Source organism: Methylobacterium sp. AC690, assembly GCF_979256535.1.
This window is the reverse complement of record NZ_CEEDOX010000039.1, coordinates 1-11,921: the sequence shown is the minus strand read 5'-3', so window position 1 is coordinate 11,921 and position 11,921 is coordinate 1. Positions and strand designations below refer to the sequence as shown.

14 protein-coding genes are annotated in these 11,921 nt (G+C 72.9%); 6 read left to right on the top strand and 8 right to left on the bottom strand.

What is annotated here, in order from left to right:
- Nucleotides 1–281: 281 nt before the first annotated feature.
- The 6 genes from ssuD to AC0IY1_RS24990 all read right to left on the bottom strand — a co-directional run bounded on the left by ssuD (nt 282) and on the right by AC0IY1_RS24990 (nt 6,206).
- Entirely contained in the window at nt 282–1,445 is a 1,164-nt protein-coding gene (gene ssuD, locus AC0IY1_RS25015) for an FMNH2-dependent alkanesulfonate monooxygenase (RefSeq protein ID WP_471773271.1), read from the bottom strand.
- Nucleotides 1,446–1,476: 31 nt separating this feature from the next.
- The gene (locus AC0IY1_RS25010) at nt 1,477–2,319 is read right to left on the bottom strand and encodes an ATP-binding cassette domain-containing protein (RefSeq protein ID WP_471773269.1); all 843 of its coding nucleotides are present in this window, start codon (nt 2,317–2,319) and stop codon (nt 1,477–1,479) included.
- Between the two features lie 84 nt (nt 2,320–2,403).
- Nucleotides 2,404–3,186: an aliphatic sulfonate ABC transporter permease SsuC gene (ssuC, locus tag AC0IY1_RS25005; protein ID WP_471773267.1), complete on the bottom strand. Its 783-nt coding sequence runs from the start codon at nt 3,184–3,186 to the stop codon at nt 2,404–2,406.
- 6 nt (nt 3,187–3,192) lie between these two features.
- A complete protein-coding gene (locus AC0IY1_RS25000) occupies nt 3,193–4,164 on the bottom strand; it encodes an aliphatic sulfonate ABC transporter substrate-binding protein (protein WP_471773265.1) in 972 nt (323 codons plus the stop codon).
- A 13-nt stretch (nt 4,165–4,177) separates the two neighbouring features.
- On the bottom strand, nt 4,178–4,774 hold the full coding sequence (msuE, locus tag AC0IY1_RS24995) for an FMN reductase (RefSeq protein WP_471773263.1): 597 nt from the start codon (nt 4,772–4,774) through the stop codon (nt 4,178–4,180).
- A 331-nt stretch (nt 4,775–5,105) separates the two neighbouring features.
- Nucleotides 5,106–6,206 (bottom strand): HD-GYP domain-containing protein, encoded by a 1,101-nt coding sequence (locus AC0IY1_RS24990; RefSeq protein ID WP_471773261.1) that lies wholly within the window; start codon nt 6,204–6,206, stop codon nt 5,106–5,108.
- Nucleotides 6,207–6,557: 351 nt separating this feature from the next.
- Between AC0IY1_RS24990 and AC0IY1_RS24985 the strand changes: the two genes are divergently transcribed.
- The 6 genes from AC0IY1_RS24985 to AC0IY1_RS24960 all read left to right on the top strand — a co-directional run bounded on the left by AC0IY1_RS24985 (nt 6,558) and on the right by AC0IY1_RS24960 (nt 10,480).
- Entirely contained in the window at nt 6,558–6,890 is a 333-nt protein-coding gene (locus AC0IY1_RS24985; RefSeq protein ID WP_471773259.1) for a DUF2293 domain-containing protein, read from the top strand.
- A gap of 132 nt (nt 6,891–7,022) precedes the next feature.
- Nucleotides 7,023–7,232, top strand: coding sequence for a TOBE domain-containing protein (locus tag AC0IY1_RS24980; RefSeq protein ID WP_055948660.1), 210 nt, complete (start codon nt 7,023–7,025; stop codon nt 7,230–7,232).
- A 5-nt stretch (nt 7,233–7,237) separates the two neighbouring features.
- On the top strand, nt 7,238–7,786 hold the full coding sequence (locus AC0IY1_RS24975; RefSeq protein WP_471773257.1) for a hypothetical protein: 549 nt from the start codon (nt 7,238–7,240) through the stop codon (nt 7,784–7,786).
- Nucleotides 7,787–7,912: 126 nt separating this feature from the next.
- On the top strand, nt 7,913–8,839 hold the full coding sequence (gene mepA, locus AC0IY1_RS24970) for a penicillin-insensitive murein endopeptidase (protein ID WP_055948657.1): 927 nt from the start codon (nt 7,913–7,915) through the stop codon (nt 8,837–8,839).
- 55 nt (nt 8,840–8,894) lie between these two features.
- A complete protein-coding gene (locus tag AC0IY1_RS24965) occupies nt 8,895–9,785 on the top strand; it encodes an aldose 1-epimerase family protein (RefSeq protein ID WP_471773255.1) in 891 nt (296 codons plus the stop codon).
- Nucleotides 9,782–10,480 carry a TenA family protein gene (locus tag AC0IY1_RS24960; protein ID WP_471773253.1) on the top strand — a complete coding sequence of 233 codons (699 nt, stop codon included), beginning with the start codon at nt 9,782–9,784 and terminating at the stop codon, nt 10,478–10,480. Before AC0IY1_RS24965 ends, AC0IY1_RS24960 begins: the two co-directional genes overlap by 4 nt.
- Nucleotides 10,481–10,498: 18 nt before the next feature.
- Here the strand turns inward: AC0IY1_RS24960 and AC0IY1_RS24955 are convergent, their stop codons facing one another.
- Complete coding sequence (locus AC0IY1_RS24955) at nt 10,499–10,828, bottom strand: hypothetical protein (protein ID WP_471773251.1); 330 nt, start codon at nt 10,826–10,828, stop codon at nt 10,499–10,501.
- A gap of 394 nt (nt 10,829–11,222) precedes the next feature.
- A complete protein-coding gene (locus AC0IY1_RS24950; RefSeq protein WP_471773273.1) occupies nt 11,223–11,909 on the bottom strand; it encodes an HAD family hydrolase in 687 nt (228 codons plus the stop codon).
- Nucleotides 11,910–11,921 lie beyond the last annotated feature (12 nt).

Here is an 11,921-nt window from a genome sequence, read left to right as displayed (position 1 = left end):
GGTGGCGGCGGGCATGGGGGGCTCCTTCGGGCGGGGATGCTCTGGCGCGATCTTCGAAGGATGAACCCAGCCGCTCGGCGTCCCTCCGCGCTCCGTCATCCCGGGGCCGCGCAGCGGAGCCCGGGATCCAGAAACACGGAGGGCGCAGCATTCGACGCTGTCGCGGCTCTGGATTGCACGCCTCCGGCGCGCCCCTTCGGGTCCGGGCTCGCCCGCGGCGCCCCGGAATCACGGTGGCTCTCGTGTCCGCCAGGCTCTCGTCGCCCGCGGACGTCGCCCCCTCAATGCGCCGCGATGCGGCGGCTCGGGACGATGTCGTTGGCGATGACCTCGCCGAACGGGCCGTTGTTGCGGGCGTTCGTGGCCGCCACGCCGGTGGTGGCGCGCAAGGGGAGCTTGGGGAAGACCAGCTCGGCGAAGCGGTAGGCCTCCTCCAGGTGCGGGTAGCCCGAGAGGATGAAGCGGTCGATGCCGAGGTCGATGTACTCCTTCATCCGGTCGGCAACCTGGTCTGCCGAGCCGACCAGGGCGGTGCCGGCGCCGCCGCGCACCAGGCCGACCCCGGCCCAGAGGTTCGGCGAGACCTCGAGCTTGGTGCGGTCGCCCCCGTGCAGGGCCATCATGCGGCTCTGACCGACGGAATCCTGGCGCTTCAGGGTGGCCTGCGCCTTGGCGATGGTCGCGTTGTCGAGGCGCGAGATCAGGGACTCGGCGGCCGCCCAGGCCTCCCCTTCCGTCTCGCGCACGATGACGTGCAGGCGGATGCCGTAGGAGAACGTCTTGCCCTTGCGGTCGGCGGCTTCCCTGGCGCGCGCGATCTTCTCGGCGACCCCGGCCGGGGGCTCGCCCCAGGTCAGGTAGACCTCGCAATGCTCGGCGGCGACGTCGATGCCGGCCGGCGAGGAGCCGCCGAAATACAGCGGCGGATAGGGGGCCTGCACGGGCGGGAAGATCACCCGGCCCTCCTCCACCCGGAGGTGCTTGCCTTCGTAGCTGACCGTCTCGCCCGACATCAGCCCGCGCCAGATGTGCAGGAACTCGTCCGTCACGACGTAGCGCTCGTCGTGGTCGAGGAAGACGCCGTCGCCGCGCAGCTCCACCGGGTCGCCGCCCGTGACGACGTTGATGAGCAGGCGCCCGTCCGAGATCCGGTCGAGGGTCGCGGCCATGCGGGCCGCCACGGCGGGCTCCTGCAGGCCGGGGCGGACGGCCACGAGGAAGCGCAGGCGCTTCGTCAGGGGCGCCAGCGCCGAGGCCACCACCCAGGAATCCTCGCAGGAGCGCCCCGTGGGCAGGAGCACGCCGTAGTAGCCGAGCGCGTCCGCGGCCTGGGCGATCTGGCGCAGATAGGCGAGCGAGACGTCGCGGGCGCCGTCCTGGGCGCCGAGGTAGCGGCCGTCGCCGTGGGTGGGGAGGAACCAGAGAACGTCGGTCTGTCCGGTCATGGGAACTCTTTCTTGAAGCTGGAAGCCGCGCTCAGGACGGCGCGCGCTCGGACAACAGGTGGTCGAGGATGCGGCCTTCCAGGGCCGCGAGGTCGGCATCGCCCCGCCGGCGCGGGCGCGGCACGTCCACGGCGACGTCGAGGGCGATGCGGCCGGCCTCCACCACGAGGATGCGGTCGGCCATCGCCACGGCTTCGGCGACGTCGTGGGTGACGAGGATCGCGGTGAACCCCTGCGCCCGCCAGATCCGCTCGATCATCGCCTGCATGTCGATGCGGGTCAGGGCGTCGAGGGCGCCGAGCGGCTCGTCGAGGGCGAGCAGCCCGGGGCGGCTGACGAGGGCGCGGGCCAGCGCCACCCGCTGGCGCTGGCCGCCCGACAGGGTCGCGGGCCAGTTTCCGGCCTTCTCGGTGAGGCCGACCTCGGCCAGCGCCGCCTCGGCCCGGGCGCGGCGCTCCGCCCGGGAGCCGCCCTCGCCGAGGCCCACCGCCACGTTGTCGACGACCCGGGCCCAGGGCAGCAGGCGCGGCTCCTGGAACATGATCCGCTTCGGCGGGGTCCGCACCGCCCGGGTTTCGAGGGCGATCCGGCCGGCGCTCGCCTGCTCCAGGCCAAGGATCAGGCGCAGCAGGGTGCTCTTGCCGCAGCCCGAGCGCCCGACCACGGCCACGAACTGCCCGGCCGGGATGTGCAGGTCGAGGCCCTCGATCACCGTGTGGCCGTCGAAGTCCTTGCGCAGGTCGCGCAGGGTGACGCCGATGCCCGCGGCGGAGGGCGGCGCGGCGCGGGCCGGCGCCCTGGAGGCGGCGACCTCGCGCGGTTTCGGATCGCGGGTCTGGGCGTCCTCGGGGACGCGAAGGGCGGTGGCGAGCATGGGACGGACCGTCGGAGGGAAGAGGGGGATCGGTGCGAGCGCCGCCGGGCTGGCCCCGTGCCGGCGCTCGTCGAAGGGCGCGCGTCAGGCGTTCCGGTAGGCCGGGTTCCAGGCCAGGAACCGGCGCTCCAGCAGCCGGGTCACGGCGTCGGCGGCCTTGCCGAGGCCGGCATAGATCACGATCGCCAGCACCACGACGTCCACCAGCATGAACTCGCGGGCCTGCATCGCCATGTAGCCGAGGCCGGAGGAGGCCGAGATCGTCTCGGCCACGATGAGCGTCAGCCACATGATGCCGAGGGCGTAGCGCAGGCCCACGAAGATCGAGGGCAGCGCACCCGGCAGGACCACGCGCCGGAACAGGGTGGCGGGCGACATGCCGTAGACCCGGCCCATCTCAACGAGCTGCGGGTCCACCGAGCGGATGCCGTGCAGCGTGTTGGCGTAGACGGGGAAGAACACCCCGATGGCCACGAGGAAGAGCTTGGCCCCCTCGTCGATGCCGAACCACAGGATCACCAGGGGGATCAGCGACAGGTGCGGGATGTTGCGGATCATCTGCAGCGTGGTGTCGGTGAGGCGCTCGGAGAGCCGCGACAGGCCGTTGGCGAGGCCGAGGGCGAAGCCGATGCCGCCGCCGATCAGGAAGCCGACGGCCGCCCGGGCGAAGCTGATCGAGAGGTTGCTCCAGAGCTCGCCGCTGCGGGCCGCCTGCCAGCCGGCCGCGACGACCCCCGAGGGGGCGGGCATGAACCGGGTGGAGACGAGGCCCGTCGACGCGGCGGCCTGCCAGCCGAGCAGGATCGCGGCGGGCACGAGCCAGGGCGTCAGGCGCTCGAGGGTGCGGGTGCGGACGGAGGGGGTCATCGGGTGTCAGCCCTTGCTCGCCGGCGGCGCGGGCGGCGTCCACACGGCCTCGCGGATGCGGATGGGGTTGGCGATCAGGCCCAGCGCCTGGAAGCGGTCGGCCACGCGCTGCTGGCCGGCGATGACCGCCTCGGTGAGCGGCGCGATGACGTAGACGCTGCGGTCGACGGCGCGCCGGGTCGCGTCGAGGGGCACGCCGGTGCCCTTCGCGAGCAGGGCGGCGACCTCCGGGCGATGGGCCTCGCACCAGGCGGCCACCTCGGCCAGGGCGCCGACCGCCGCCTGCACCACGGGGGCGTTGGCGTTCGTGAAGTCGCGGTTGCCGAGGAAGAAGTTGGTGGGTTTCTCGATCTCGACGGCGCTGGCCAGGATGCGGGTGCCGGGCTGGCGCTCGGCGATGGCGAAGTACGGGTCCCAGATCGCCCAGGCGTCGACGGCGCCCCGCGCGAAGGCCGCCGCCGCATCGGCGGGCGCCAGGGTCACGGGCTCGATGTCCGTATAGGCCAGCCCCGCCTTCTCCAGGGCGCGGACGACGAGGTAATGGGCGCTCGATCCCTTGGCGAAGGCGACGCGCTTGCCCTTGAGGTCGGCGAGCGTCGTCAGGGGCGAGCCCTGCGGCACGAGGATCGCCTCGCCGGAGCCCCCCGCATCCTGGGCCGCCACGTAGAGCAGGGTGTTGCCGGCGGCCTGGGCGAAGACGGGGGGCGGCGCGCCGGTCTGGCCGAAATCGATGGCGCCGACGCCGAGGGCTTCGAGGACGGGGGGACCGAACGAGAACTCGGTCCAGCGCACGGCCACGCCCAGGGGCTTCAGCGCCCGCTCGATGCTGCCCTGCTGCTTGGCGACGACGAGGATGCCGTTCTTCTGGTAGCCGATCCGGAAGGTGCCGGCCTCCCCGGCCAGGGCCTTCCTGGTCAGGATTGGGACGGGCAGGCCGGCCGCCAGGGCGCCGGCCAGGAGGGTGCGTCGGGACAGCATCGGCGGGGCGCCCTCAGCCGGCGCTGGCGAAGGCGGCGACCGGAGCCGCGGCCTCCGGTGCGGCGATCCGGACGGCCCGGGCCTGGAGCAGCTCCGCGAGCTGGCTCGCCGCGTCGGCGATGCGCGCCTTCACGCCCGGGTCGACGAGGACGCCGTCGCGAAAATCCCCGTCCGAGCCGTAGACCGCGCTGGGGATGGTGTGGGCGCTGAAGAACCCGAAGAGCGGACGCAGGGCATGCTCGACCACCAGGGCGTGGCGCGGGCCGCCGCCGGTGGCCGAGAGGATCACGGGCTTGCCCACGAGGGCCGCCGGATCGACGAAGTCGAACAGGTGCTTGAACAGCCCCGTATAGGCCCCCTTGTAGACCGGCGAGCCGACGATGAGCGCGTCGGCGCCCTCGATGGCCTCGACGATGCGGCGGGCCGGCAGCGGCAGTAGGTCCCGCGACCAAGCGGCGCCGAGCCCCGGGCCGGCATCCACCATGTCGAACAGGCGGATCTCGGCGCGCAGGTGCGTGCCCACCGCCTCGGCCAGGGACTCGGCCAGCGCCCGGGTCTTCGAGGGGCGCTGGAGATTGGCGGTGAAACCGACGATGCGGGGCAGCGACATAGGGTGACTTTCGTATGCGCCAAGATCTCCAGACGTGACTGCGCCATCGCCCAAGACGAGCGTCGGTCAACACTGGCAGTTCTAGAGATCTTTGCTCTGGTAAACGGGCGTTGCCACGGGTTTTCCGTGACGTCGTTCTGACGAAAACGTGCCCGTTGCCCGCACGAGAATCAATGAAACGTTCTTTTGAATGCGTGTCACCGCGGAGAGGATCTCTCCGGGGTGTGCGCCGCCGGGAGATGATCCCGTTCGACAGGCATTATCGTGCCGCGATTCCGCGTGCCGGACGCTGCCGGGCCTCGTCCGGCCGGACGGCGCCCGGGCTCGCGCCTCAGACGACCGCGTCGTCGAGCGTGCCCTGCAGCACGACCCGGCGGAACGCCGCCAGGAGGTCGGCATCGAGCTTGGGCAGCATGCCCTGCATCAGGGCATGGGCGTCCCCGTGGGGCAGCGGATCGCGATAGGGGCGCCGCTCGGTCAGGGCCGAGTGGATGTCGCAGATGGTGACGAGGCGCACGAGGTCCGGGATCGCCGCCCCCGCGAGGCGGTCGGGATAGCCGCTGCCGTCGAGCATCTCGTGGTGCGAGCGCACCACCGCGAGGGTCGCGGCGTCGAACCCGCCCTGGGCGGCGAGGAGGTCGGCGCCGATGGCCGGATGGGTGCGCATCACCGCCATCTCCTCCGCGGTGAGGCGGCCGGGCTTGTTCAGGATCGCCAGGGGGATCTTCGCCTTGCCGACATCGTGCAGGAGGGCGGCGCGCGCCAGGCGCTTCTGGTCGGCGCGGGCGAGCCGCAGGCCGGCCCCGAAGGCGGCGGCGTAGCCGGCGACGCTGAGGGAGTGCTGGTAGAGCTGCTGGTCGTGGCTCTGGATGATCTCGAGCCAGGTGCGGATGCCGGACTCGGAGACGGCCGCCAGGATCAGCTCGGTGCCGGCGTCGACGCCCTCCGCACTCACGGGACGGCCGGCCTCGGCCGCCTCGAAGGCGCCCGCCACCAGGCTGACGGCGGCCCGCGCCCGCTCCGCGATGTCCCGGACCTTCCGGGCGGGAGCGGCGACGGCGCTCCGGCGGGCGGCCTGCCAGGTGTCCACGAGGGCGAAGAGGGTGGCGAGGACCGCCGTGCGGGGCGCATCCGCCGGCAGGGTTCGGGTGGCGACGGCGGACCGGCCGCGCGCGGCGGGGGGCTGGTTGGTGAGCTGCAGGCTCGCGACCCGGGAGCCGTGGAGCCGGGCGATCCAGGCGGCGGCCAGGCGCGCGTCGCCGCTGATGTCGACCACGGCGACGAGGGGCAGCACCGCCGGCAGGGCCTCGCGGGGCTCGATGCAGCGGCAGGTGACCACGTTCTCGACCGCGCGGCAGAGCAGGGCCGCCAGTTGCGGCCTGTCCGAAACGATGAGAACGGAATTGTCCTGGGTCACGAGCGGGTCCGTCAACCTGGTGCGCGGTCCGGCATCCGAGCCCGACCCTCAACATTTGACAGCAAAACATTATCGAACAATTCACGACAAAGCATCAGGCAGTCGTGGCGCTTCCTCTACGTGGTCTCTGCGGATGAGCGACCGGTGTCGGCGCAGACAAAATCCCATTCCGGCACAGATCAGGCAACGCGAGCGCGCCGAGAGCTTGTCAACCTCTCGATGCCGTCGCCCCGGGCGGAGGTTCATGCGGCCGTTGGCGCCTGCGACGACGTGGGGCGTCGGTCGTGGACTTTTGCGCCGCGGTCGCGCACCTCGTGCCGGCCCGACTCGGATCGGGCGGAGGGCGGCGATGACGGAGGACGGGCGATGAACCGGCGCGAGGCGGTGGCGGCAGCCCTGGCGCAGGTGGCTCCGCGCCTGCCCGAATTCGAGACCGAGGCGGTGATCGATCGCGCCCTGGCGAGCCCGGGCCTGCGCAACGCGCGCCCGGACAACGCGGCCTGGCTCGCCCTCGTGGCCTATGCCCGCCACGTCTTCACCGAGTACGACGACCTGCTGGCGGACGGCTACGACCGCGACAGCGCCCGCCACTTCATCCTCGACGACCTCAACGCCGCCCTCGCGGCGTGGGGCTCGCGCCGCCGGGTCTCGGAGGAGGAGACCGCGCCGGACGAGGAGGAGGCGGACGAAGCCCCGTAAGCCCGATCACGGTCGCGTGGGCTCGGGTACTGGGTTGCATCCGGACGGGTTGCACCGCGCCGGCGCGAACGGCATCGTCCCGCCGCGCCGGCCCATTGTCCGGGCCGGGCCAAGTGGAGGGAACCCATCGTCATGAAGATCAGCGCACGCAACGTCCTCAAGGGCAAGGTCGTCTCGGTCGAGAAGGGGGCCACCACGGCCCACGTGAAGATCGAGATCGCCGGCGGCCAGCTGGTCACCGCCTCGATCACCAACGAATCCGTCGACAGCCTGAAGTTGACCGTGGGCGGCGAGGCTTATGCCGTGGTGAAGTCTTCCGACGTCCTGGTCGCGGTGGATTGAGGCCGATGCGCCGGCTCGCCGCGATCGCGCTCTCCGCCTCTCTCCTGGCGCTGTCCGCCGAAGGGGGGCAGGCGCAGCCCGCCCGCGAGTCCGGCGCGTCGCCGGCCGCGGACCCGGCGGCCTGCACGCAGTTCGACTGGTCGCTCCTGCGCGAGCAGGCCTGGTTCTCGGCCGCGAGCCTGCCGCGGCTGGACTCCGGCGGCACCCTCGCGGCCGCGATGCCGGCCGCGATCCTCGTCCTGAAGCCGCAGGACGCGGTCGCCCCGCCCTTCGCGCCCTCGCGGGAGCCGAAGCCCGGCTCCCATGGCGGCGTGCTGCACCTCGAGGCGCCCCTGGCCCCGGGCGCCTACCAGGTCACCCTGTCGGACCGGGCCTGGATCGACGTGAGCCAGGACGGCAAGACCCCGCGGCCACCGACCGCCAGCACGATGCGCCCCGGTTGCCCGATGCTCGCCAAGAGCGTGCGGTTCCAGCTCGGCACCGCGCCGATCACCCTCCTGGTCAGCGGTGCGCCCGCCGACACGATCCGGATCGCCGTGGCGCCGGTGGAATAGGGCGGCACCGCGGACCCTCGACGGGGCGATCCCCGATGGACTAGCGTGGGCGCGAGACCCAGAACCTTCGCCTCAGACGATCCTCGGCGCCCCGCCCGGCGGGGACGCGATCCCGGGAGCCCTCCGCTGACCCTTCGCCTCCGCCTCGCGACGTTCCTGCTCCTCGGCTCCTGTCTCGGCCTGCCCGCTGCGGCCCAGGACCGGGGCACCGTCAACCCGAAGCCCCTGCCGCCGCTGGCCAACCCGGACGCGCCGGACACGCCGGCGAAAGCCCTGTTCGGCCGCGCCACCACCCCGGCCTCCGGCCCCGCCCATGCCTACGGCTCCTATGCCAAGGGCTGCTTCTCGGGCGGCGAGGCGCTGGCCGTCGACGGGCCGAACTGGCAGGTGATGCGCCTGTCGCGCAACCGGATGTGGGGCACCCCGCCCCTCGTCGAGTTCCTGGAGCGCCTGGCCGCCAAGGCGCCCCGCATCGGCTGGAACGGCCTCCTCGTCGGCGACATGTCCCAGCCCCGCGGCGGCCCGATGCTCACCGGCCACGCCTCGCACCAGCTCGGCCTCGACGCCGACATCTGGCTGACCCCGATGCCGGACCACCGCATGAGCCGGGTCGAGCGCGAGGAGACCTCCGCCACCAACGTGGTCCGCCCCGACCGCCTCGACATCGACCCGCAGGTCTGGACCCCCGAGCACCTCAAGCTGATCCGGATGACGGCGCAGGAGCGCGAGGTGGCGCGCATCTTCGTCAACCCGGCGATCAAGAAGGCCCTGTGCCGGGAGGCCGGCGGCGACCGCGCCTGGCTCTCGAAGGTGCGGCCGATGTACGGGCACAACTATCACTATCACATCCGGCTCTCCTGCCCGGCGGGCCAGGACCAGTGCGGCGACCAGGCCCCGCCGCCCGCCGGCGACGGCTGCGGCGAGGAGCTGGCCTACTGGTTCAGCGACGCGATCATGAATCCGAAGCCCGCGACGAAGCCGCCGCGCCCGAAGCCGCCGATGACGATGGCGGCCCTTCCCGCCGCCTGCCGGGCGGTGCTGAAGGCGCGCTGAGGACCTCTCCCGCCGCCCCCACCGCGGGGGCGGCCAGCCGGACGACAGGACACCGATGGGCGAACGGATCACGATCACGGCCGGCGACGGCACGCAGGCGGTCATCGACGCCGACGGGGCGGAGCCCGTCTCCTGGCAGGTGGGCGGCCGCGAGTATCTCTGGAGCGGCGATCCCGCGCACTGGAACCGGCACGCCCCGTGGCTCTTCCCGGTGGTCGGCGCCTCCACCGACGGCACGGTCCATGTCGGCGACGCGGCCTACCCGATGCCGCAGCACGGCTTTGCCCGCGACCTGCCGTTCACCGTGATCGAGCGGTCCGGCGACAGCGTCGCGCTGCGCCTCGCCGACAGCGCCGAGACGCGGGTGCACTACCCCTACGCCTTCCGCCTCGACATCACCGCCCGGGTCGACCCCGGACGCCTCGATCTCGAGATCTGGATCGAGAACACCGACACCGTGCCCCTGCCCTACGGACTCGGCTTCCACCCGGCCTTCCCCTGGCCCTTCGCGGGCGGCACCCGCGCGGCCGGGGGCGGCTACGCCGTCCGGTTCGAGCACCCGGAGCGCCCCTTCGCCCCCGAGGTCGGGGCGGGCGGCCTGCTCCTGCGCGACGAGCGGCCGATTCCCCTGGAGGGCGACACCCTCCCCCTCGATCCGGACCTGTTCACCGAGGCCCTGGTCTTCCGGGATGCGGCGAGCCGCTGGATGCGCTTCACCGGGCCCGACGGCGCGGCGATCCGCCTGGCGGTGTCGGACTTCCCCCACCTCGCGGTCTGGACCAAGCCGACGGCCCCCTTCCTGTCGCTGGAGTGCTGGACCGGCCACGCCGACTGGGCCGGCTTCGCGGGCGACCTCACGGACCGGGATTCCCAGCGCCTGCTGGCACCGGGGGCCCGCGCGCGCCACGGGGTCACCCTGTCGTTCGAGCGGGAGAGCCGGGCATGACGGAGGCTTTTTCGGCGGAGGCTTTCTCGGTAGAGGCTTTCTCGGCGGAGGCCTGGGCGCGCAACGCGGAGGCCTACGAGGCCATCCGCACCATGCCGTTCAATGCCGAGCTCGCCGCCGGCAGCCTCGCGCAGGCGCGCTTCATCCACTACATCGTGCAGGACGCCCACTACCTCGTGGGCTTCGGCCGCGCCCTGGCGCTGGCCGCCGCCAAGGCGCCGAACCCCGACCGGATGGTGCAGTTCGCCCGGGCGGCCGAGACCGCCATCGTGGTGGAGCGCTCCCTCCACGGCGGCTTCTTCCGCGATTACGGGATCGACGCCGCGACCTTCGCCGGGACCCCGCTCTCGCCGCCCTGCGACCACTACGTCGCCTACCTCGTCGCCACCGCCTATGCGGAGCCCTACGAGGTGGTGCTCGGCGCGCTACTGCCCTGCTTCTGGATCTATGCCGAGATCGGCCGGGACATCTTTTCCCGGGCGCAGGCCGACAATCCCTACCGGGCCTGGATCGACACCTATGCGGGCGAGGACTTCGCGCAGGCGGTCGCCGCCATGATCGCGGCGACCGACGAGGCGGCCCAGGGCGCCTCGCCGGAGGTCCGGGCCCGGATGCACCGCGCCTACACCCAGGCCACCCGCCTCGAATACCTGTTCTGGGACGGGGCCTATCGCGGGGCGGCCTGGCCGGTCTGAGGCGAGAAACCGAACCCGTCAGATCGCCTGAAGCCGGGGCGCCCGCGCGCCGGTGCCGGGACGGGTCCGGTTGCGGAACCGGTCCCGGGCGGCGCGGGCCGCCTGCTCGACGCTGCGGTAGACCGTCCCGTCGAGGGGGGCGAAGTCGCGGCTCGACGCGAAGAAGCGCACGCCGCCGGGTTCCGGAACGGCGATGCCGGCGGTGATCTCGCCGATCTCGATGATCCGCGGCGGGGCGGGCTCGGCCTGGAAGGGGTTGCGGGCGCGCTCCGCCCGATGCTCCGCGAGGCTGGGGGCCGCGGGCAGGCGATTCAGCGCCCGCTCGGCCTCGATCTGAAGAGGTGGCATGACAAGGACTCCGGGGGCCGGCGCTGGGCCGGCACGAGACGAACGGTGGGACGCGACGGGATGGTCAGCGTCGACAACAGCCGTGTTGGGACCGGAGACTCGGGGCATCGCCCCGCTGGAAGCGGACAGTGCAGACAGTCACGGCAAGTCATCCTTTCCAAGAAGGACCACGAGGCGCGAGCGCATCGCGGTGCTTTAGCGTTTGGTGACGCGGCGCAAGCTACACACTTCAAATCACCGCGGTGCGACGACACCCAGGGGCATCGCCGAACCTCTCGAAGATGCTCATCCCGTTGCGGTTCGTCAACGGATCGATCTTCCGAATGCGATACACTCCGTGGCAGAAACGGCCCCGCCCGGTGCCCGGCGCGCGCGCTGCCTTCGCAGACCCGGGTCAGGCGGCGGCGATGACGGCGGCGAGGTCCCGGTAATCGCGGAAGATCCGGGACGCGCCGGCGCGGGTCAGGTCCGCCGCCGCCGGGTCGTGCTGCCAGTGCCCGCCGCCGCTGAAGCCGACGACGCGCATGCCGGCGGCGCGGGCCGCCGTGACGCCGGGCACGCTGTCCTCGATGACGAGGCAGGCCTCGGGGGCGACGCCCATCGCGGCGGCGGCGTGGAGGAACAGGTCCGGCGCCGGCTTGCCCCTCGCCACCAGGGTCGAGGAGTAGATCCGCCCCTCGAACAGCGGCAGCAGCCCCGTCAGTCCCAGGGAGTGGCGCAGGCGCACGGGGTCGCTGCTGGACGCGACGCAGGACGGCAGCCCCAGGGCGGCGACCGCCGCGGCGACGCCCGCGACCGCCCGCAGCTCCGTGTCGAAGGCGCGCAGCGTGTCCGCCTTCACGGCCTCGACGAAGCCCTCCGGCGCCGTGATCCCGTAATCCTGCGCGATATGACCCATGATCGAGACCATCGAGGTGCCGGCGAAGCGCGCCCGCACGGTCTCGACGTCGATGGGCACGCCGATGCGGTTGAGCCCGGCGGTGAGGCGCGCCAGGCTGATCGGCTCGCTGTCCACGAGCACCCCGTCGCAATCGAAGATCACCAGCGCGAGGGGTGGGGCCGTCTCCCCGGGCGCGGGCACCGGGGGGAGGAG